Genomic DNA, 20,691 nt, shown 5'->3' on the forward strand with positions numbered 1-20,691 from the left:
CCACCCTCCGCCAAGGCATCCAAGGCCCGCCCGCCCCCCTGCCCGGCCTCCCCACCACCCCCGGCCGTGAGGTCGCCGGCACCGTCGACGCCCTCGGTCCCGGCACCGACCCCGCCTGGCTCGGCCGCCAGGTCGTCGCCCACCTCGGCTTCGCCCCAGGGGGCTACGCCGAGTACGCCGTCGCTGACGCCGACCGCCTGCACGCCATCCCGCCCGGCCTCGACCCCGCCCAGGCCGTCGCCATGATCGGCACCGGCCGCACCACCCTCGGCATCCTCCAGTTCGCCGGCCTCGGCCCGGGCTCCACCGCCCTCGTCCCCGCCGCCGCCGGCGGCATCGGTACCCTGCTCGTCCAGTACGCGAAGAACGCCGGCGCCACCGTCATCGCCCTCGCCGGCGGCCCCGCCAAAACCGCCCGGGCCGCCGCCAACGGCGCCGACCTCGCCCTCGACTACACCACGCCCGACTGGCCGGACACCGTACGCGCCCACCACCCCGGCGGCGCCACCGTCTTCTTCGACTCCGTCGGCGGCGCCACCGCCCGCACCGCCCTCGGCCTGCTCGCCCCCGGCGCCCGGCACCTCGTCTTCGGCTGGTCCGGCGGCCCGCTCACCCTCACCGACGCCGAACGCGCCGACCTCACCGCCCGCGCCATCACCACCCAGAACGTCCTCGGCCCCGCCATGCTCCAGCGCGCCGGCGGCGGGAATCCTCTTCGCCTACTGGAGACCCGCGCCCTCGCCGAAGCCGCCGCCGGCCGACTCCGCCCGGCCCTCCAGCGCTACCCCCTCGCCGACGCCGCCGCCGCTCACCGCGCCCTCGAAACCCGCGCCACCACAGGCAAGGTCGTCCTGGAGCCCAAACAGCCGTAACAGCCGTGCCAGCCGTGCCAGCCCTGACGCCCAGGCGCCTTACACAGCCCCCAGCTTCGCCAACGCCTCATCCGTCAGCCGGTACACCGTCCACTCGTCCTGCGGCCGCGCACCCAGGCGCTCGTAAAACCCGATCGACGGCTCGTTCCAGTTCAGCACCGACCACTCCAGCCGCCCGTACCCACGCTCCACGCAGATCCGCGCCAGCTCCGCCAGCAGCGCCTTCCCGTACCCGCCCCCGCGCACGCCCGGCCGTACGTACAAGTCCTCCAGGTAGATCCCGTGCACCCCGCGCCACGTCGAGAAGTTGAGGAACCACACCGAGAAGCCGACGACCTCGCCCTCCTCCGACTCCGCGACGTGCGAAAACGCCGCCGGGCGTTCCCCGAACAGCGCCTCACGCAACTGCTCCTCGCCCGCCCGGGCCTCGTGCGGCACCCGCTCGTACTCCGCGAGCTCGCGGATCATGGCGTGGATGGCAGGGACATCGGCGACTTCAGTACTCCGGATCACGCCCGCAGCGTAGAACCCGCCAGCGTAAGCGCGGAACGTCGACGGTCCTCACAAAGACGCCCCCCAGCTCACCGCCCCAGCAGCAGCTCCGCCACGGCCAGTTGCTCCCCCTGGAGCCTCACCTCACCGTCCTCCACATCCCACAGGCAGTTCTGCAACACCCGCCCCAGCGTCCACGCCCGCGCCCGCCCCCGGTCCAGTCCCAGCACGGCCGTCAGCAGGTCGAACCGCCACACCACCTCGTCCACCCGGAAGTTGTTCTGAATCGCCGGCAGCAGATCGAACCCCGGATCCCCGGCCAGCGGCTTCGGATCGATCGCCAGCCACGGCTCCCGCCCGGCGCCCAGCACGTTGTCGTAGTGCAGATCCCAGTGCAGCAGCCGGCCCCCCGGCTCGCCCGCCACCTCCCCCACCGCCGCCGCGCAATCCGCCAGCAGCCCCCGCTCCCGCCCGTCCGCCAACCGCCGGAGCGCCCCCGGTACGTCGGCCAGCATCCCCGCCACGACACCGCCGAGCCCCCGCACCCCCGCCGGAGCCTCCACCGCCGTCAGCCGCGCCAGCAGCTCGGCGATCACCCCCACCGCCTGCCGCGAGTCCCGCTCGGCGAGCGCCGACAGATGCCGCCCCTCATCGAGCCGCTCGAGCAGCATCGTCCCCGTCGGGCCGTCATGCTCCAACAGCCTTACGCAGCCCTCCCCGCCCCACGCCCGCAACGCGAGCGGCTCCCCCGCGCTTTCCTCATCCAGCAGCGCCATCTTCAGCACGGCCGCCGTCCCGTCCGCCCGCTCCACCGGCAGGACCAACGCGGTCACCCCGTGCATCCCGGGCCCGGTCCCCCGAAGCCCCCACCGCTCCAGAAACTCCGCCGCCCGAGCCGGCAACCCCGCGATGAACTCCCGCCCCGCCGCGCCGTTGAACCTGACCTGCGCCTCGACGAGCCCCGCCGGAATCTCCACCATCCCCCGACCGTAGCCGCCACAGCCCGCCACCACGGCTAGGAATCGGGCGGTGATCAACAGGCTGAAGCAGTTCCGGGCCGTGGCCACTGGCTACGACGAACGCGGTTATGTGTTCCTCGGCACCGCCACCGCAGCAGCCCTGGCCATCCGGCTCCGCACATGATCACCCAGGCCTAGGCCGCGGGGGCGGGGGCTGGGGCTGCGGCTGCGGCTGCGGCTGCGGCTGGGGCTGCGGCTGCGGCTGCGGCTGGGGCGAAATCGTCCGGCAGCCGCGGAGGGGAGCCCTGGGTCCACACCACCCGCAGTGCCGAGGTAGAGATCCGCCAGCCGTCAGCCGTCCTGACCAGTTCGGTGTCGGCATGGCCGGCAGAGATGAAGACGCTGCCCGAGCCGTCTGCCAGGACGTGGGTGCTCAACTGGGCCCCGCGGGCAGTGGCCCGGGCACCGTCGAGCTCGATGACGGTGTTGGTGCCCAGATGCACGGTTCGGTCGAACAGCGCCATTCCCCGCCGGACATGGGCCAGCAGGGCATCGCGGCCATGAACGGTGCCGATGGGCATCTCCGCGGTGACGTCTTCGGTGTGGAACGCGCGAGCCCACTCCTCGTCGAGAACCCCGTCGTCCAGGGAACGCAGGTAGCGGTCCATCAAGTCGGTGATCTCAGCGCGGTCGGTCAGGGCCTGCAACTGTCGCTGCATCTCTTCGGTGTCCATGGCGGAAGACTCCTCCCTCAAGTGCGCTTGAGGTCAAGGCGTCTACCCCGAGTCCAACCGACCTCCCGGCCTCCCGCCCTCCCGCCCTCCCGACCTCCCCCGTATCGCCCGAACAAGAACAAAACACCCTCCCCACCCTAAGAACCACACCGGCCCGCCACATCAGCCAAAAGGCCTGCTCTCGCACCCCAAAACCCGGCACTCGGCACCTGGACACCCATCCGGAACCCGGTGTACCAACTCCCCCATGACGATCAACGGCGGCATCTCCTTCTGGTATGCGACGGACCCCACCGCCGCCCAGCCACCCCGCGCCCCCCTCACCGGCGACGCCACAGCCGACGTCGTCATCGTCGGCGCCGGCTACACCGGCCTGTGGACCGCGTATTACCTCAAGCAGTCCGCACCCGACCTCCGCGTCACCGTCCTGGAGCAGAAGTTCTGCGGCTACGGAGCCTCCGGCCGCAACGGCGGCTGGCTCTACAACGGCATCGCCGGCCGCGACCGCTACGCGACCCTCCACGGCCACCGGGCCGCCCTCCGCCTCCAGCAAGCCATGAACGACACCGTCACCCAGGTCATCGACACGGCCGCCAAGGAGGGCATCGACGCGGACATCCACCGCGGCGGCGTCCTCGAAGTCGCCCGCACCCCCGCCCAGCTCACCCGCCTCAAGGCCTTCCACGAGGCCGAACTCGCCTTCGGCGAAACCGACCGCGCCCTCTATGACGCCACGGACACCCGCGCCCGCATCAACATCGCCGACGCCGTCGGCTCCAGCTGGACCCCCCACGGCGCCCGCATCCACCCCCTGAAGCTCGTCAAGGGCCTGGCCGGAGCCTGCGAACGGCTGGGCGTCGTCATCCACGAATCCACCCCGGTCACGGAAATCACCACCGGCAGGGCCATCACCCCCTACGGCACCGTTCGCGCCCCGTACGTCCTGCGCTGCACGGAGGGCTTCACCGCGGCCCTCAAGGGCCAGAAGCGCTCATGGCTCCCGATGAACTCATCAATGATCGCGACGGCCCCCCTCCCCCAGTCCACCTGGGACACCCTCAACTGGTCCGACGCGTCGACCCTCGGCGACATGGCCCACGCCTACATGTACGCCCAGCGCACCGCCGACAACCGCATCGCGATCGGCGGCCGCGGCGTCCCCTACCGCTACGGCTCCCGCACGGACAACGACGGCAGCACCCACCCCGCCACCATCACGGCGCTCACCACCCTCCTGACCTCCTTCTTCCCCCAGCTCGCCGGCACGGAGATCACCCACGCCTGGTCCGGCGTCCTCGGCGTCCCCCGCGACTGGTGCGCCACCGTCACCCTGGACCGCACCACGGGCCTCGGCTGGGCGGGCGGCTACGTCGGCTCGGGCGTGGCCACCGCCAACCTCGCGGCCCGCACCCTGCGCGACCTGGTCCTGGGCGACTCCACCGACCTGACCACCCTCCCCTGGGTCAACCACCGCGTCCGCCGCTGGGAGCCAGAACCCTTCCGCTGGCTCGGCGTCCAGGCCCTCTACGCCGCCTACCGCGAAGCCGACCGCCGCGAAGCCGCCACCCACACCCCGACGACAACCCCCCTGGCCCGCCTCGCGGACCGCATCTCGGGGCGCCACTGACCGCCCCCGAACACGCCGAAGACCCCGGACCGATTCGGTCCGGGGCCTTCGCACGCGGAGCCCCCTGTCGGATTCGAACCGACGACCTACGCATTACAAGTGCGTTGCTCTGGCCGGACTGAGCTAAGGAGGCGGGGCCGCACTCACTCTACACAGCAGCCGAATCCCCGAGCCATCACCTTTCGCACGCCACGGGAAACCCCACCGCCCGCAGGCCGGGAGCCGCCAGGGCGAGGGTCATCTCCGGGTTCACCGCCTTGACCTCCCCCTCGGTCAGCGGGCGAACCTCCCATACCCGCCGGACCGCCGCGAGGTCCGGCTCCCTGCCGTAGTAGCCCGCGGCGAACGCCGCATACGCCTCCGGCGTGCCGGCCACCAGGACGTGGAAGAGGCGCCCCGTACCGTCTTCCGAGCCCTCCGGGATCTCCACAGGGCCGGCCCGCCAGGCGGTGTCGGCGGTCTCCCGCCAGAACACCACCGTCGCGACCGTCACGTGCTCGTCGCAGAACGCCGGCTCCGCGAGCAGCGGCCGGAACACCTCCGGCAAGGTGTCCACGAGGCCGGGCCACAGCTCCTCGTCCTCGTTCGTGTAAGGACTCATCCAGGACTCGTGGTCGAAGCCGCGGCCGAAGACCCCGTCGGGCGTGAAGAGGATCGTGTACTCGTCGCCCGAGCCGTTGTTCATCAGGGCGGCCTCGACGCCCGGACCCCAAGCGGGGTCGTAGCCGAAGTACGACCCGCCCCGGCCGCCCATCAGCACGTCCACGGCGGCCAGGGCCCGGCAGCGGGCCTGCAGGACCGGGGCTTCGGGGAGGACGCGGATCAGCTCGTGGACGTCGAGGGGACGCGGGGTGCCGTTCATGCCCGTGATCCAAACATCCGGGTCCGACAGATCGCACCCACAGAGTCCGAAGTCACCGGGCACGGATGCTGACAGGAAGCGGATCGCCGGGTAGCGTCGAGCGGAGTCCGATTACTGGACTAGACCTTCCACTCGGATCGTCCGGCACGTTCCTGCCGGTAGAAGGGATTCATCACCATGGCTTCTGTCACCTTCGACAAGGCGACCCGGCTTTACCCCGGCGGCGACAAGCCCGCCGTCGACCAGCTGGAGCTGGAGATCGAGGACGGCGAGTTCCTCGTCCTCGTCGGCCCCTCCGGCTGCGGCAAGTCCACCTCGCTGCGCATGCTGGCCGGCCTGGAGGACGTCAACGGCGGTTCCATCCGCATCGGTGAGCGTGACGTCACGCACCTGCCGCCCAAGGACCGGGACATCGCGATGGTGTTCCAGAACTACGCGCTCTACCCGCACATGTCCGTCGCCGACAACATGGGCTTCGCGCTCAAGATCGCCGGCGAGGACAAGGCCACCATTCGCAAGAAGGTGGAGGACGCGGCGAAGATGCTGGACCTCACCCAGTACCTCGACCGCAAGCCGAAGGCGCTCTCCGGCGGTCAGCGCCAGCGCGTGGCCATGGGCCGCGCCATCGTGCGCAAGCCGCAGGTGTTCCTCATGGACGAGCCGCTGTCGAACCTCGACGCCAAGCTCCGTGTCTCCACCCGCACGCAGATCGCGGCCCTCCAGCGCGACCTCGGCATCACCACCGTCTACGTCACCCACGACCAGGTCGAGGCCATGACCATGGGCGACCGGGTGGCGGTGCTCAAGGACGGGCTGCTCCAGCAGGTGGACACCCCGCGCAACATGTACGACCGCCCCGCGAACCTCTTCGTCGCCGGGTTCATCGGTTCTCCCGCCATGAACCTGGTCGAGGTGCCGATCACCGACGGTGGCGTGAAGTTCGGCGACAGCGTCGTCCCCGTCTCGCGCGAGGCGCTGTCCGCCGCGGCGGACGCGGGCGACCGCACCGTCACCGTGGGCGTCCGCCCCGAGCACTTCGACGTCGGTGACACGGGCGGCCTGACGATCACCGTGAACGTCGTCGAGGAGCTCGGCGCCGACGGGTACGTCTACGGCTCCACCGCGGCCGCCGAGGGCTCGCAGGACATCGTGGTGCGCGTGGGCGGCCGCCAGGTGCCGGAGAAGGGCTCGACGCTGCACGTGGTGCCGCGCGCCGACGAGATCCACGTGTTCTCGACGTCGTCCGGTGTGCGCCTCTCCGACTGACGGGGCAGCAGCACGACATGAAGGGGCGCTCCGCCAAGGGGCGCCCCTTTGTCGCGAGTTCCACGAGTTCCACGAGCTCCACGAGCTCCGCCGACTCCCGCGGGTTCGGCGAGACTTCCGCTACTTCCGCGAGCCCAGGGCGTTATCCCGTCAGACCGGGCCATTCGGCCCCACCCGTCAACCCTTAAATCGAAAAGCCACGTCGAACCATCCCCCGACCGGGTGACTGAATGTCGCCAAATCTTCACCGAGCGCTACTCTCGCCCTCGTGACCCACACTGCCCGCCGTATCGGCCGTTCCCTCGCCCTGGTCCTGCCCGTCGTCCTGGTCCTGTCCGGGACCCTCGCGGTCACCATGGTCCCCTGGGCGGACAACTCCCCCTCCCAGATCCTGACCGCCTCCGCCGAGGACGTCTCCGTCCCCGCGAAGCCGCGCGCCGCGCAGGACGTGCTGCGCGACAAGCTGCTCAGCGAGCTCCACGAGGGCGAGGCGCCGGGCGCCGTCCTCACGCACCTCCAGCAGGAGGTGGACCGGCGGCCCTCGCTCGCCGAGCACTGCATGGGCATCGCGCGGGCGCTGGGCCGGGCCGCGGTGGACGCGTACGGGCCGACGAAGGCGCAGTCCTTCGCGCGCCCGGTGTGCGACACCTCGTACGCGTCCGGCGTCGCCTCAATGGGCTGACACCACGGACACCGGCCGGCGCACGTCGCGTCGGCCGCCGCCGGAGCCCGGGTCTCCCTACTCTGGCCGCCATGACCGACGTTCCTCGCGCATCGCACCACCCATCCACCGATTCCGCGGCCGCGTTCCCGGCCTCCCCCACCCAGGCGCCCACTCAAGCGGTCGTCCTGGCAGGCGGCCAGGGTTCGCGGCTGCGGCCGTATACGGACGACCGGCCGAAGCCGATGGTCGAGATCCCGGGGACGGGGACGCCGATCATCGGGCATCAGCTGGCCTGGCTGGCGGCCGAGGGGGTCACGGACGCGGTGGTGTCGTGCGGGCATCTCGCCGAGGTGCTCCAGGACTGGCTGGCGCAGGCGCGGTTGCCGCTCCGCGTGACCACGGTCGTCGAGGAGGAGCCGCTGGGGCGCGGGGGCGGCCTCAAGCACGCCGCCCGGCACCTCCCGCACCCGGACCAGCCCTGGTACGCGACGAACGGTGACATCTGGACGCGGTTCTCGCTGCGCGAGATGGCCGCGTTCCATGCCGAGCGGGCGGCGACGGCGACCCTGGCGCTGGCCCGCCCCCGCATTCCGTGGGGGGTGGTGGAGACGAACGAGTTCGGGCAGATCCTGGACTTCATCGAGGCTCCGCCGTCGCCCTATCTGATCAACGCGGGCGTTTATGTCTTCAGTGCCGAATTCGCCGCGCTGCTCCCGGACTTGGGAGACCACGAGCGGACCACGTTCCCGCGGCTGGCCCGCGAGCGCCGCCTGGCGGGCTTCCCGCTGCCCCAGGGGGCCTACTGGCGGGCGATCGACACCGCCAAGGACTTGACCGAGGCCGCACGGGAGTTGGCCGCGCAGAGCGCCCCCTGAGGCTTTTCGCATCCCTGTACGGGCACCCGCGCGGGCGGCACGGCGAAGGGCCCGGCGCGCTCCTCGCGCGCCGGACCCCTTGTACGTCGTACCAGCCGGCCTCAGCCCAGCAGACCCCCGACCAGGCCGGGCTTCGCCGTCGGCGTGTCCCCGCCGCTGCCGCTGCCCGAGGTCGAGGACGGCGGCGGCTGCGGGGCGGACTGCCGCGGGGTGCTGCTGCGCGGGGTCTGGCTGCTGGTGCCGGTGCGGCTCGCGGAGGGCGACTGCGCGCCGGTCCCGGAGGTCGCCTTGGACGTGGAACCCGAGCCGGTGCGGCCGGACTTGGTGGCCGGCTTCGAGGCGCTCGCCGAGGGCGAGGCGGCCTTCGAAGGCTGCTGCTGCTGCTGCCGGGTCGGTGCCTGCTTGGCCGGCGTCTGCGGCAGCGGGGTGCCGGGCAGGTAGTTGCTGGGGGCCTGTCCCGGCCCGGGCACGGTGACGACGGTGGTGGAGCGGACGGCCCCGCCGAGCACCGAGCCGATGAGCAGGGTGAGCCCGCAGACTACGGTGGCCATGACGGCCCCGCGGCGCAGTACCCGCCGCCGCAGCCGCCAGATCTCGGAGCGCGGCCCGAGGGTGCGCCAGGCCTCGCCCGCGAGCCGTCCGTCCAGGGAGTAGACGGGGGCGCCGGCGATGATCAGCGGGCTCCAGGCGGCGAGGTAGATGATGTCGGGCGCGTCGTAGGCCGGGACGGTCTTCCAGCTCACCGTCATCAGCAGCGCGGCGGACAGCAGCGCGCCGAAGCAGGCGGCGAACCGCTGCCACAGCCCGAATACGGTCAGGACGCCGACGATGACCTGGAGGAACGCCACGCTGAGCCCGGCGCCGACGGGGTGGGCCAGTGCGAAGTCGCGCAGCGGCTCGGCGAGGGCCCAGGGGTGCAGGGTCCGGAGCCAGGTGACCATGGAGCCGCGTTCGCCGCCGTCGAAGTAGACGGGGTCGCACAGCTTGCCCATGCCGGCGTAGATGGAGATGAAACCGAGGAAGACGCGCAGCGGGAGCAGCACGACGCCGAGGTTCATCCGGCGGCCCGGGTAGTACGAGGCCTGCCCGCGCGCGTCGGGGGGGTTGCGCCGGGAGTCCGCCGTGGGGTCGGGGGCCGGGCCCGCGTAGTGCGGCAGGTCTCTGACGGCGGCCATCGGGCGGGTTTCGTCCGGGTCGCCATAGGTGCGCTGGCCGATGATGGTCGGCGTTGCGAGGGCGTTGTCGGCGAGGTCGTGCGCGAGGTCCAGACGGGGAATGACCTGGGTGGCGCCGCCGTCGCCGTAGTCGTCGTGCCCGCGGCCAACCTCGCGTACGGCCTGGAGGAGTCCGCCGGTGGCCCCGGAGTCGCCGTTGGCGGACTTGCCGCTCCAGACGACGGGGGCCCGGCGGCGAGTGACTCCGGCGGCGGCGACCGCGGCGGCGCCGAGGACGGGTGCGCGGCTGGGGGCATTCGCGGGCTTGGAACGCGCGCTCGGGCTCGGTGCGAGCCGCACGCGGAAGCTGGCGTGGTTGACGATGACCTGTGCGGGGTCGCACGGCACCTTGACCATGCTCAGCGCGGGCTGGTCGTCGAACCCTGACGTTCTGGTGTCCACACTCATCTAACCGAGTGATCAGTGTTTAGGACACTGCCTTGACCTGAGCGATCTGTCCGAGACCCGTCAAGATCAAGCCACGCTCGGCGCACGGAACCAATATTCGACCGGTGGTCGGCATGTGGTGGGAGAATCAAGGGAGTTGATTCAGTCGGTCATCTGGGGGGAGCCGTACATGACGATTCGCGCGTCCGAGCAGGGGCAGTCGAGGGAACCCGCAGAGCCGCGACGCTCGGGCAATCAGCTGGTTTTCGCCGACCTCACCGACTATCCGGTGATGGCCCAGGCCTTGGACAACCAGTGGCTGCCCGCGGGGCTCGCCGAGTCACGGCAGCGTGCGAGCGCGGTGCCCGGCCCCTCCCCCGAGATCGTCTCGGCCGCCGCGGCCGAATTTCGCCGCTCTCTCGTGAACAGCGGCACCCTGGTCGTCAACCGGGCGTACCTCCTCAACAACGAGGCGCTCTACACCTCTTACCTGCCGACCGCCGATCCACTGGAGCGCGGCGCCTTCGCCGGCCTGCTCAACTCGCGCGCCCTGGTCCCGTACCTGTTCACCGAGCGGGAGGCGACCGTCGACTTCGCCTGGGGCTACGACCGGCAGGTGCACACGGCATGGAGCCGGATGCTGTCGGAGGAGGCCGATCCGGCGCTCGTGCGGTTCGACTGGGAAGACGGACACAACGAGCAGAAGACCGGCCACGTCGCCAACTGGTTCTCGCAGCAGCTCTCCGTCCTGAAACGGCTCGCGCCAGCCGAGCTGGGCAAGAACCTGGGCATCGGCGAAGCGCAGGCGAAGGCGATGCGCGACGGGATCCTCAGGGATCTCTACTTCTGGGCGGGCGAGCAGGACAACGACAATCCGATCACCCGGCAGGCCGTCTACCGGAGCTTCCTCTGCCGGCCCGGCACCGAGCCGCACGAGAGCCTGCTGCTCGACGGGCCGCACATCGTGCCGATGAAGCAGCTGATCGACCTGCTCTACAACCTGGGGATTCCGAAGGCGAGCGGTCTGATGGCGCTCACTCCGCCGGACTCACCGCCCCGCTCGACCCTGCAGGAGCTGCGTCAGGAGGAGCGGCCGCGCGACGAAGACCCGGAGGCGCTCGGCCAGTTACTGCGGGGGCTGATCGCAGACGATCTGCACCGGGCGGTGGACGGGCCCAACTCGTACGCCGGGCTGGGCCTGGCGGACGTGGTGCGGCTGCGCCGGGAGGAGGAGTGGCGGGCGTACATCGACGCGCTGGCGTCCTTCGTGGACGGCAGTTTCGCGCACGGCAGGCTGCCCTCGCCGGAGGAGTTCGCAGCGGGAACACGGGAAGTGGCCCGCCGGCACGCGCGGATGCTCCGGGCCGCCCGGAAGACCAGCCGCTCCGCCGACGGGTTCCGTCGCGAGATCGCCACCGTGCTGGTGCTGGAGTCCGCCGGGATCGCGCTCGAGGTGGTGGCGGGCCAGACCCCTTCGGTTCCCGAGGCCGCGCTGGCCCTGCTGGTGGCGACGGCCGGCCCGCTGACGGTCAGGCTCCAGTTCCGGGACCGGGGCGGAGCGGGCGGGCTGGGGCGGGGCCTGAGCCACAGCGTGACGTTCCCGGCCCTCAGGCTGGGCAACCTCAAGAAAGACTGGGACACGATCCTGCGGGTCCTCGGCGTCGAAACTACGCAAACGGGCAGGATCCCGGTCGAGGCGGGCCGGCTCGCGGACCGCCAGACGGATTGACACCACGGGGGACGCGCGTGAACGGCATCGAGAAGTACGAGGCGCTGCGCGCCGAGCGGCCGGAGCTGTTCCGCAACGAGCCGGGCGGGATCGAGATCCTGACCGAGCCGGCGGCCGTGGCGGCGGCGGGCGGGGTGCTCTACCAGGACCCGTACGTCACGCTGCTGCGCGACCCGGTGCGGTTCCCGGACGGCCGCGAGGGCACGTACATCCGGTCGATCGGGTCGACGGCCGAGCCGGGGTGCGTGGTGCTGCCGCTGCTCGACGGCGAGGTGGTGCTGATCGAGCACTTCCGGCACGCCACGCGGTCGTGGCAGTGGGAGATCCCGCGCGGCTTCGGGACCAGCGGTCTGGCGGATCCGGCGAACGCGGCCAAGGAGCTGCGCGAGGAGATCGGGGCGACGGTCCTGGAGCTGATTCCGCTGGGAGTGCTGCACCCGGACACGGGGGTTCTCGGTGACCGCGTGCTGCTGTACGCGGCGCGGATCGACGGGGTGGGGGCGTTGGCGGGGAGCGAGGGCATCCGCGGTTCGCTGACGGTGCCGTTCCGGGAGGCCGAGGCGATGGTGCTGGACGGCCGCATCACGGACGCCTTCACGATGGCGACGCTGCTGCGGGCCCGGCTGGCGGGCCTGGCGGCGCCCCGAGGACCGGTCGCCTGAACCGGTACGGGCCTCAAACCCCCGGGCGGGCCGTACTGCGGCCCGCCCGGGGGGTCGGCGCGGACTAGACGCGGCCGCGGTCGGCGCGGCGGCGGGCCGCTTCGTACAGCACGACGCCCGCGGCGACGCCGGCGTTGAGCGACTCGGCGCCGCCCGGCATCGGGATGCGGACGAGGTAGTCGCAGTTCTCGCCGACGAGGCGGCCGAGGCCCTTGCCCTCGGAGCCGACGACGATGACGACGGGGCCGGCGAGCGCGTCGAGGTCGCTGACGGTGTGCTGGCCCTCGGCGGCGAGGCCGACGATGGTGATGCCGGCCTTCTTGTAGTCCTGGAGGGCGCGGGTCAGGTTGGTGACGCGGGAGACCGGGGTGCGGGCGGCGGTGCCGGCGGAGGTCTTCCAGGCGCCGGCGGTCATGCCGGCGGCGCGGCGCTCGGGGATGACCACGCCGTGGCCGCCGAAGGCGGAGACGGAGCGGACGATGGCGCCGAGGTTGCGCGGGTCGGTGACGCCGTCGAGGGCGACGATGAGGGGGTCCTCGCCGTCGTCGTAGGCGGCGGCGGTGAGGTCCTCCGGGTGCGCGTACTCGTACGGCGGCACCTGCAGGACCATGCCCTGGTGGTTGAGCCCGTTGGTCATGCGGTCGAGCTCGGGGCGCGGGGCTTCCATCAGGTTGATGTTGCCGCGCTCGGCCGCGAGCTGGAGGGCCTCGCGGACGCGCTCGTCGTTGTCGATGAACTGCTGGACGTAGAGCGTGGTGGCCGGAACGCCGTCGCGCAGCGCCTCGAAGACCGGGTTGCGGCCGACGACCATCTCGCTGGTGCCCTTGGGACCGCCGCGGCGCGGGGCCGGACGGCGCTTGGCCGCCTGGCGGGCCATCGCGTTGCTGATGCGGTTCGCCTTGTGCTTCTTGCGGTCCTCGGCCTTGGGCGTGGGGCCCTTGCCCTCCAGGCCCTTGCGCCGCTGGCCACCGCTGCCGACCGTCGCGCCCTTCTTGTTGGACGTGCGGCGGTTCCTGCGCTGGCTGTTCCCGGCCATGACTTCTACCTGTTTTCGTTGGTGCTGCGGTATGTACGTATGAAGAGTGTGCCGCCCGGAACGCCGGGCGGCACACCAGGCTCAGCTGCCGGGCTCAGCGGGGGCCGAGCGTCCAGCGCGGACCGGTCGGACTGTCCTCGATGACCAGCCCGGACTGCTGGAGCTGGTCGCGGATGGTGTCGGCGGTCGCCCAGTCCTTGCGGGCGCGGGCGGACTCGCGCTGTTCCAGGACGAGGCGTACGAGGGTGTCGACGGCGCCGTGCAGGTCCTCGCCGCGGTCTGCCTCGCCGGCCCAGTGCGGGTCGAGCGGGTCCAGGCCGAGGACGCCGAGCATGGCCCGGACCTCGGACAGGCGCGCGATGGCCGCGTCCTTGTCGTCGGCGGCGAGCGCGCTGTTGCCCTGGCGGACGGCAGTGTGGACGATCGCCAGGGCCTGCGGGACGCCGAGGTCGTCGTCCATGACCTCGGCGAAGGCGGGCGGGACTTCGGCGGCGGGCTCGACGGGCCCGCCGGCCTTCTCGATGACGCGCTGGCAGAAGCCCTCGATGCGCGCGAAGGCGGACTCCGCCTCGCGCAGCGCCTCCTCGCTGTACTCGATCATCGAGCGGTAGTGGGGCGTGCCGAGGTAGTAGCGCAGGACGATCGGGCGCCACTGCTTGACCATCTCGGAGACGAGGACGGAGTTGCCGAGCGACTTGGACATCTTCTCGCCGGACATGGTGACCCAGGCGTTGTGGACCCAGTACTTGGCGAACTCGTCGCCGAAGGCCTTGGCCTGGACGATCTCGTTCTCGTGGTGCGGGAAGATCAGGTCGAGGCCGCCGCCGTGGATGTCGAAGGCGCTGCCGAGGTACTTGTGCGCCATCGCGGAGCACTCCAGGTGCCAGCCGGGACGGCCGCGGCCCCAGGGGGTCTCCCAGTCGGGCTCGCCAGGCTTGGTGGCCTTCCACATGGCGAAGTCGCGGGGGTCGCGCTTGCCGGTGATGCCGGATTCGGCGGGCTGGCGCAGGTCGTCGATGTCCTGGTTGGAGAGCTCCAGGTAGCCGGGGAAGGAGCGCACGTCGAAGTAGACGCTGCCGTCGGCGACGTAGGCGTGGCCGCGCTCGATGAGCACGCGCATCATCTCGATCATCTCCGGCACGTGGCCCGTGGCGCGGGGCTCGTACGTGGGCGGGAGGCAGCCGAGGGCGTTGTAGCCGTCGTTGAAGGCGCGCTCGTTCTCGTATCCGATGGACCACCAGGGGCGGCCCTGGTCCTCGCCCTTCGCGATGATCTTGTCGTCGATGTCGGTGACGTTGCGGATGAAGGTGACGTCGAGGCCGCGGTAGGTGAACCAGCGGCGCATGATGTCGAAGTTGAGGTACGAGCGGACGTGCCCGATGTGCGGGGCGGCCTGCACGGTGGCGCCACAGAGGTAGATCGAGACACAGCCCGGAACGAGCGGGGTGAAGTCGAGGATCTTCCGGGCGCTGGTGTCGTACAGGCGAATAGTCACGGCATCCAGGGTAGTGCGCCTGTAGCAGTGCCCCGCGACCCTTTGGTGACGCGGGGCTGCTTTGTTGCGGAAGAGGTGCGGCCGTCGGCCTGGCCGACGGGGTTCGCGGTCGTCGCGCTACGCCGATTTGTCGGTTTTGCGGACTTCGCTGACTTCGCTGACTTCGCTGGCTTTGCCGGCACTATCTGTCGTTCGTCCGGTACACCAGAGCCGTCGCGAGGGCGGCGAGGCCTTCGGCGCGGCCGGTGAGGCCGAGTCCGTCGGTGGTGGTGCCGGAGACGGAGACGGGGGCGCCCGCGGCGGCGGAGAGCGCCTTCTGTGCTTCTTCGCGCCGCTTGCCGATCTTCGGGCGTACGCCGATCACCTGGATGGCGATGTTGCCGATCTCGAAGCCCTCGGCCCGCACGATCCGGGCGGCCTCCGCCAGCAGGGTGACCCCGGCGGCGCCGGACCACTCGGGGCGGGAGGTGCCGAAGTGCGCGCCGAGGTCGCCGACCCCGGCGGCGGAGAAGAGGGCGTCGCAGGCGGCGTGGGCCGCGACATCGCCGTCGGAGTGCCCGGCGAGACCGTCCTCGCCCTCCCAGAGCAGGCCGGCGCACCACAGCTCGCGGCCGGTCTCGAAGGCGTGCACGTCGGTGCCGATGCCGACGAGCGGGATGAGCGGCGCCGGCGCCGGGGCCGGGGCCGGGGCCGGGGCCGGGGCCGGGTTCGAGGCCGGGGCCGGGTTCGAGGCCGGGGCCGGGTTCGAGGCCGGGGCCGGGTTCGAGGCCGGGGCCGGGTTCGAGGCCGGGGCCGGGTTCGAGGCCCCGTCCTGATCGGCCGGACCTGCGGGGCTAGTACGCATCGGTGGCCCTCCTGCGGGCGAGTACGGCCTCGGCGAGGACCAGGTCCAGCGGGCGGGTGACCTTGAAGGCCTCTTCATGGCCGGGAATCACCACGACGGTGACGCCGAGCTGTTCCACCATTCCGGCGTCGTCGGTCGCGCCCTCGCCATTGACGGCGACTTCCTCGTGGGCGCGCACGAGGGTGGCGAGGTCGAAGCCCTGCGGGGTCTGCACGGCGCGCAGCCGGGCCCGCTCGGGCGTGGCGACCACCGGCTCGGGCTCGCCGGGCTTGCCGGGCTCGACCTCCTTGACGGTGTCGGCCAGCGGCAGGGCGGGCACCACGGCCGGGGCGCCTTCGCGGACGGCCTCGATCACGGAGTCCACGGTGTCGACGGGGACCAGCGGGCGGGCCGCGTCGTGGATGAGTACGGAGGTGATGTCCGCGGGGAGCGCTTCCAGGCCGGCGCGTACGGATTCCTGGCGGGTCTCGCCACCGGGCACGACCAGAATCTCGGTGCGGTCGGGCAGCGCGTGCTCGTCCAGGAGGTGGCGTACCTCGGCGGCGCCGTCGGACGGGGCGACGACGACCACGACGGAGACCGCGCGGGAGCGGGCCATCGCGCGGACGGCGTGGATGAGCATGGGGGTGCCGCCGATGGCCCGCAGGGCCTTGGGGGCGCCGGGGCCGAGGCGTACGCCGCGGCCGGCTGCCGGGATCACCGCGGCGGTGCGGTGCGGGCGCGATTCGTCAGACATCGGGGAGCTCCGGGAGTGTGACTCCGGCTTGGCGACCAGGTTTGTGACTTCGACCGACGTGGGTATGGCCTGAAGGGTGCCGGGTACGACGCCCTCGCCCCTTCCGTGAGACCGGTCGAGCAGGCTTCCCGGACCCGGCGCACCAAGGGAGATGACCAAGGGGTTGGATCAAGGAGTTGGACGAGGAGACAGACATGCCGCAGCGCCCGGCAACAAGTCTCCTTGCCATCGGGCACCGCGGCACAACTGCGTACGACTGGTTGCGTCAGGACGCGAGAACCTCGTCGAGGAGGGCCTCGGCCTTGTCCTCGTTGGTGTTCTCGGCGAGCGCGAGCTCGCTCACCAGAATCTGGCGCGCCTTCGCGAGCATGCGCTTCTCACCCGCGGAAAGCCCGCGCTCACGCTCACGACGCCACAGGTCACGCACGACTTCGGCGACCTTGATGACATCGCCAGAAGCGAGCTTCTCCAGATTTGCCTTGTAGCGCCGGGACCAGTTCGTCGGCTCTTCTGCATACGGTGCGCGGAGCACCTCGAAGACCCGGTCCAGCCCGTCCTGGCCGACTACGTCGCGAACGCCGACGAACTCTGCATTGTCCGCAGGCACACGAACCGTCAGGTCGCCCTGGGCGACCTTGAGCACCAAGTAGGTCTTGTCCACGCCTTTGATCTGGCGAGTTTCGATGGCCTCGATCAGCGCGGCCCCGTGATGGGGATAGACCACGGTGTCGCCAACCTTGAACGTCATGTGACAGGTACCCCTTCCGTGGCTATCCAGGGTAACACGAGAACTGACCGTTATGAATGGCGTTTTCGCAGGTCAGGGCACATCTCAGGGCTTGACAACTGCGACACGAACGTGCTGCGGAGGGCTTCCGGAAGGGGGTATTCGCAGGTCGGAGGCGCTGCGCGGACCAGGCGAAACGACCACGTTACACCTGACGGTCGACCCCACCAATGTGACGTACGTCCCGTTTTGCCGGTTTTCAAGCCGGGAAACCGAACTACTCCGTTCGACTGGCGGGCACCCGTACGGAGTGGTTCCGGCCCAATCCTGAATTGATCACGGAGCCGCGTTCCGAGGAATCCGGGAATTTGATCACCGGACGCCCGCGCACGATATGCGAGGACCGGATGAACGGCGAGTGAAACGGCGGACTGAATGCAAGATCGCGGGACGGGTGCAGGGTGGGCCGTGTCCTGCGGAGGGTCGGGTGCGGGGGCGGGGCGGCGGCTCGGTAACCTAAGCGCGCTGACACACCCTTAGGGCGGCTTTACCTCAACCGCCCCAGGGGGTAGTACCTCCCAGCGTGAGCTGGGGGAGCCCACCCTCCCGTCCGTACGTCCTAGGAGTTGCCGCCGCCGTGAGCCGCAGCCTTCGACGCGGCGCCCTCGCCGCTACCGCCGTCGTGTTCTCGATCGCCTCGCTCGCCGCGTGCGGCGCGGGCAACGACGCGCAGACTCTCCAGATCACGCCGGACAACGCCGCTGTCACCAAGGGCGACATCAAGGTCCAGAACGTGCTGGTCATCACCCAGGCCTCGAAGGACAAGAAGGGCCGCCCGGCCGCCGTGTCGGCGACGGTCTTCAACTCCGGCTTCAAGGAGCAGACCCTCGACGCCATCACCCTTGAGGGTGGTGGCGCCCGCAAGGTCGTCCTGAAGTCCGCGACGGGCTCCGGCAAGGTCATCGTGCCGGCCGGCGGCTCCGTGCTGCTGGGCGGCAAGGGCAACGCCTCCGCCGTCATCGAGGGCGGCGACGCCGTCCAGGACGGCGACGTCCAGAAGGTCGTCTTCAAGCTGAGCAACACGGGCGACGTCGCGCTGGACGCCTTCGTCGTCCCGGCCTCGGGCATGTACTCGAACTACGGCCCGACGGAGGCCCCCGCCGCCGGCTCCACCCCGTCGGGCAGCGCCTCCGGCTCCCCCGCGGCCACGCCGTCGGGCAGCCCGTCCGGCTCCCCCGCGGGCACGCCGTCCGGCTCCCCGTCGGGCGCGGCCTCGGGCACGCCGTCCGGCTCTCCCTCGCACAGCGCGGGCCACTGAGGCACGGAGCTGCGTAGCGACGTAGCGACGTAGCGATACGGGAAGGGCTCCCATCCGCTGGTGCGGGTGGGAGCCCTTCCGTATGCCACAGGGACGGTTTACGGCTCGAACTTGTAGCCCAGGCCGCGCACCGTGACCAGGTAGCGCGGCGCGCCCGGGTCCGGCTCGATCTTGGCGCGCAGGCGCTTGACGTGGACGTCGAGGGTCTTGGTGTCCCCGACGTAGTCGGCGCCCCAGACCCGGTCGATCAGCTGCATACGGGTCAGCACGCGGCCCGCGTTGCGCAGCAGCATCTCCAGCAGGTCGAACTCCTTCAGCGGGAGGTCCACCTTGCCGCCGGAGACGGTGACCACGTGCCGGTCCACGTCCATGCGTACCGGGCCGGCCTCCAGAGCCGCCGGTGTGACCTCTTCCGGCTCACCGCGGCGGCGCAGGACCGCGCGGATGCGGGCGACCAGCTCGCGCGAGGAGAAGGGCTTGGTGACGTAGTCGTCGGCTCCTATCTCCAGCCCGACGACCTTGTCGATCTCGCTGTCCTTGGCGGTCACCATGATGACGGGGACGTTGGAGCGGCCGCGCAGCTGCCGGCAGACCTCCGTGCCGGGCAGGCCGGGGAGCATCAGGTCGAGGAGGACGAGGTCGGCGCCATTGCGCTCGAACTCGTCGAGCCCGTCGGGCCCGGTCGCGGCGATCGCGACCTCGAAGCCCTCCTTGCGGAGCATGTAGGACAGGGCGTCGCTGAAGGATTCCTCATCCTCGACGACGAGCACTCGGGTCACGGAAGGACCTCCGGGGCAGGGATGGCTGTTTCTTGTTCAAGCGGGGGTCGGGTGGGTGCGGGGGCCGGGGCCAGCGCGGCCGCTTCGGGGAGTCGCAGGGTGAACGTGGAACCCTGGCCCTCCGAGCTCCATACCGACACCTCCCCGCCGTGCGAGGCAGCCACATGCTTCACGATCGCGAGGCCGAGTCCGGTTCCGCCCGTGGCACGGGAGCGGGCCGGGTCCACACGGTAGAAGCGCTCGAAGATGCGCTCGCGGTCCTTTTCCGGGATGCCGATGCCCTGGTCGGTCACGGCTATCTCGATCAAGTCTCCACCCGGCGCGGTGACCCGGCGCGCGGCGATGCCGACGCGGGTACGGGCCGGGCTGTAGTTGACGGCGTTCTCCACCAGGTTCCCGAGGGCGGCCGCGAGCTGTCCGCGGTTGCCCCAGACCCGCAGGTCGGCGGTGCCGCCCGCAGCCATGGTGATCTGCTTGGAGGTCGCCGTGTGGCGGCAGCGGTCTATGGCCTCCGCCACCAGCGTGTCGACTCGTACGGGCTCGGCGTCCTCCAGGGGGTCGTCGTTCTGTACCCGGGAGAGGTCGATGAGCTCCTGTACGAGGTTGATCAGGCGGGTCGCCTCGATCTGCATGCGGCCGGCGAAGCGGCTGACCGCCTCGGGGTCGTCGGAGGCGTCCATGACCGCTTCGGAGAGCAGGGAGATCGCTCCGACGGGGGTCTTGAGCTCGTGCGACACGTTCGCGACGAAGTCACGGCGGACCGCCTCGATGCGGCGGGCCTCGGTGAGGTCCTCGACCAGCAGGAGCACCAGGCGGGAGCCGAGCGGGGCGACACGGGCGGAGACCGCGAGGGCCTCGCCGCGGCCGGTCCCGCGCCGGGGCAGGTCCAGCTCCACCTGGCGTATCTCCCCGTCACGGCGGGTGTCGCGGGCCATGTGGAGCATGGGTTCCACGGCGAGCTTCCCGCCGCGGACCAGCCCGAGGGCGTACGCCGCCGAGCTGGCCTTGACGACCGCGTCGCCCTCGTCCAGTACGACGGCCGAGGAGCGGAGCACCGACAGGACGGTGTCCACGCCGGGTGGGAGCACCGCGTTGATGTCGGGGCGCATGGAGCTCCGGGTGGGGCGGGCGTGGTCGCGCTCGCTCCAGCGGAACGCCAGCATGGCGATGACACCGGTACAAAGACCGGCAATCGCTGCAGCTGCGGCGACCGCCGCGTTCACGTCCATGGATCCAGGTTAAGCAGGCGCGAGGACACTTCCACAGCCGTTCGGGTGGCACCTCGAACAGTCGTCGCCCAGAGTTCACCCTGACGACGGGGTTGATTCACTTGTGATGCCGGAGTCGGACGCGTTCGCCGCTCACCGTGTGAACGTGGGGCAGGAGGCCGCCCCGGCCCGGCCCCGGGCAGTA

Annotated in this window: 20 protein-coding genes, 1 tRNA gene and 1 pseudogene; 9 read left to right on the forward strand and 13 right to left on the reverse strand. The window is 71.3% G+C overall.

The window, feature by feature from the left end; translation table 11 throughout:
• Positions 1 to 872, forward strand: an 872-nt coding sequence (locus tag J7I97_RS26350) for a zinc-binding dehydrogenase (RefSeq protein ID WP_214939253.1), incomplete at its 5' end; no start/stop codon positions are given.
• A gap of 39 nt (positions 873 to 911) precedes the next feature.
• On the opposite strand, the gene J7I97_RS26355 is transcribed toward J7I97_RS26350, so the two are convergent.
• Both J7I97_RS26355 and J7I97_RS26360 read right to left on the reverse strand, forming a co-directional pair.
• Positions 912 to 1,385, reverse strand: a complete 474-nt coding sequence (locus tag J7I97_RS26355) for a GNAT family N-acetyltransferase (RefSeq protein ID WP_214939256.1) — start codon at positions 1,383 to 1,385, stop codon at positions 912 to 914.
• A 68-nt stretch (positions 1,386 to 1,453) separates the two neighbouring features.
• A complete protein-coding gene (locus J7I97_RS26360) occupies positions 1,454 to 2,344 on the reverse strand; it encodes an aminoglycoside phosphotransferase family protein (RefSeq protein WP_214939259.1) in 891 nt (296 codons plus the stop codon).
• Between the two features lie 52 nt (positions 2,345 to 2,396).
• On the opposite strand from J7I97_RS26360, the pseudogene J7I97_RS38910 reads away from it, so the two are divergent.
• Positions 2,397 to 2,507 (forward strand): annotated as a pseudogene (locus J7I97_RS38910) (IS5/IS1182 family transposase); the annotation flags it as partial.
• 10 nt (positions 2,508 to 2,517) lie between these two features.
• Here the strand turns inward: J7I97_RS38910 and J7I97_RS26365 are convergent.
• Complete coding sequence (locus tag J7I97_RS26365; RefSeq protein ID WP_214939262.1) at positions 2,518 to 3,057, reverse strand: nuclear transport factor 2 family protein; 540 nt, start codon at positions 3,055 to 3,057, stop codon at positions 2,518 to 2,520.
• 247 nt (positions 3,058 to 3,304) lie between these two features.
• Here J7I97_RS26365 and J7I97_RS26370 point away from each other — a divergent pair, with 247 nt between their 5' ends.
• Entirely contained in the window at positions 3,305 to 4,684 is a 1,380-nt protein-coding gene (locus tag J7I97_RS26370) for an FAD-binding oxidoreductase (protein WP_214939265.1), read from the forward strand.
• A 58-nt stretch (positions 4,685 to 4,742) separates the two neighbouring features.
• Here the strand turns inward: J7I97_RS26370 and J7I97_RS26375 are convergent.
• Both J7I97_RS26375 and J7I97_RS26380 read right to left on the reverse strand, forming a co-directional pair.
• Positions 4,743 to 4,817: transfer RNA gene (locus J7I97_RS26375), tRNA-Thr, on the reverse strand.
• Between the two features lie 42 nt (positions 4,818 to 4,859).
• Positions 4,860 to 5,546: a hypothetical protein gene (locus J7I97_RS26380; protein WP_214939267.1), complete on the reverse strand. Its 687-nt coding sequence runs from the start codon at positions 5,544 to 5,546 to the stop codon at positions 4,860 to 4,862.
• Positions 5,547 to 5,723: 177 nt separating this feature from the next.
• Here J7I97_RS26380 and J7I97_RS26385 point away from each other — a divergent pair, with 177 nt between their 5' ends.
• The 3 genes from J7I97_RS26385 to J7I97_RS26395 all read left to right on the forward strand — a co-directional run bounded on the left by J7I97_RS26385 (position 5,724) and on the right by J7I97_RS26395 (position 8,351).
• Positions 5,724 to 6,812, forward strand: coding sequence for an ABC transporter ATP-binding protein (locus tag J7I97_RS26385; RefSeq protein WP_214939269.1), 1,089 nt, complete (start codon positions 5,724 to 5,726; stop codon positions 6,810 to 6,812).
• Positions 6,813 to 7,080: 268 nt separating this feature from the next.
• A complete protein-coding gene (locus tag J7I97_RS26390; RefSeq protein ID WP_214939270.1) occupies positions 7,081 to 7,494 on the forward strand; it encodes a hypothetical protein in 414 nt (137 codons plus the stop codon).
• 71 nt (positions 7,495 to 7,565) lie between these two features.
• Positions 7,566 to 8,351: a nucleotidyltransferase family protein gene (locus J7I97_RS26395; protein ID WP_251050493.1), complete on the forward strand. Its 786-nt coding sequence runs from the start codon at positions 7,566 to 7,568 to the stop codon at positions 8,349 to 8,351.
• 101 nt (positions 8,352 to 8,452) lie between these two features.
• On the opposite strand, the gene J7I97_RS26400 is transcribed toward J7I97_RS26395, so the two are convergent.
• Positions 8,453 to 9,973, reverse strand: a complete 1,521-nt coding sequence (locus J7I97_RS26400; protein WP_214939276.1) for a DoxX family membrane protein — start codon at positions 9,971 to 9,973, stop codon at positions 8,453 to 8,455.
• A 169-nt stretch (positions 9,974 to 10,142) separates the two neighbouring features.
• On the opposite strand from J7I97_RS26400, the gene J7I97_RS26405 reads away from it, so the two are divergent.
• Positions 10,143 to 11,681, forward strand: coding sequence for a hypothetical protein (locus tag J7I97_RS26405; protein ID WP_214939279.1), 1,539 nt, complete (start codon positions 10,143 to 10,145; stop codon positions 11,679 to 11,681).
• 17 nt (positions 11,682 to 11,698) lie between these two features.
• Entirely contained in the window at positions 11,699 to 12,343 is a 645-nt protein-coding gene (locus tag J7I97_RS26410; protein WP_308365060.1) for an NUDIX hydrolase, read from the forward strand.
• Positions 12,344 to 12,407: 64 nt separating this feature from the next.
• Here the strand turns inward: J7I97_RS26410 and rlmB are convergent, their stop codons facing one another.
• The 5 genes from rlmB to J7I97_RS26435 all read right to left on the reverse strand — a co-directional run bounded on the left by rlmB (position 12,408) and on the right by J7I97_RS26435 (position 17,202).
• Positions 12,408 to 13,379 carry a 23S rRNA (guanosine(2251)-2'-O)-methyltransferase RlmB gene (rlmB, locus tag J7I97_RS26415; protein WP_214939281.1) on the reverse strand — a complete coding sequence of 324 codons (972 nt, stop codon included), beginning with the start codon at positions 13,377 to 13,379 and terminating at the stop codon, positions 12,408 to 12,410.
• A gap of 94 nt (positions 13,380 to 13,473) precedes the next feature.
• Complete coding sequence (gene cysS, locus J7I97_RS26420) at positions 13,474 to 14,874, reverse strand: cysteine--tRNA ligase (protein ID WP_214939283.1); 1,401 nt, start codon at positions 14,872 to 14,874, stop codon at positions 13,474 to 13,476.
• A 181-nt stretch (positions 14,875 to 15,055) separates the two neighbouring features.
• Positions 15,056 to 15,532, reverse strand: a complete 477-nt coding sequence (ispF, locus tag J7I97_RS26425; RefSeq protein ID WP_214939375.1) for a 2-C-methyl-D-erythritol 2,4-cyclodiphosphate synthase — start codon at positions 15,530 to 15,532, stop codon at positions 15,056 to 15,058.
• 175 nt (positions 15,533 to 15,707) lie between these two features.
• Positions 15,708 to 16,454: a 2-C-methyl-D-erythritol 4-phosphate cytidylyltransferase gene (gene ispD, locus J7I97_RS26430; RefSeq protein ID WP_214939286.1), complete on the reverse strand. Its 747-nt coding sequence runs from the start codon at positions 16,452 to 16,454 to the stop codon at positions 15,708 to 15,710.
• 265 nt (positions 16,455 to 16,719) lie between these two features.
• Positions 16,720 to 17,202, reverse strand: coding sequence for a CarD family transcriptional regulator (locus J7I97_RS26435; protein WP_003953493.1), 483 nt, complete (start codon positions 17,200 to 17,202; stop codon positions 16,720 to 16,722).
• A 616-nt stretch (positions 17,203 to 17,818) separates the two neighbouring features.
• Between J7I97_RS26435 and J7I97_RS26440 the strand changes: the two genes are divergently transcribed.
• Positions 17,819 to 18,499 (forward strand): DUF461 domain-containing protein, encoded by a 681-nt coding sequence (locus J7I97_RS26440; protein ID WP_214939288.1) that lies wholly within the window; start codon positions 17,819 to 17,821, stop codon positions 18,497 to 18,499.
• A gap of 98 nt (positions 18,500 to 18,597) precedes the next feature.
• Here the strand turns inward: J7I97_RS26440 and J7I97_RS26445 are convergent, their stop codons facing one another.
• Both J7I97_RS26445 and J7I97_RS26450 read right to left on the reverse strand, forming a co-directional pair.
• Positions 18,598 to 19,278, reverse strand: a complete 681-nt coding sequence (locus J7I97_RS26445; protein WP_030009598.1) for a response regulator transcription factor — start codon at positions 19,276 to 19,278, stop codon at positions 18,598 to 18,600.
• Complete coding sequence (locus tag J7I97_RS26450; protein ID WP_214939290.1) at positions 19,275 to 20,507, reverse strand: cell wall metabolism sensor histidine kinase WalK; 1,233 nt, start codon at positions 20,505 to 20,507, stop codon at positions 19,275 to 19,277. The genes J7I97_RS26445 and J7I97_RS26450 overlap by 4 nt, the downstream gene beginning before the upstream one ends.
• Positions 20,508 to 20,691 lie beyond the last annotated feature (184 nt).

Origin of the sequence: Streptomyces sp. ISL-87, assembly GCF_018614095.1 — a bacterium.
In the GTDB taxonomy this organism is placed as follows: Bacteria; Actinomycetota; Actinomycetes; order Streptomycetales; family Streptomycetaceae; genus Streptomyces.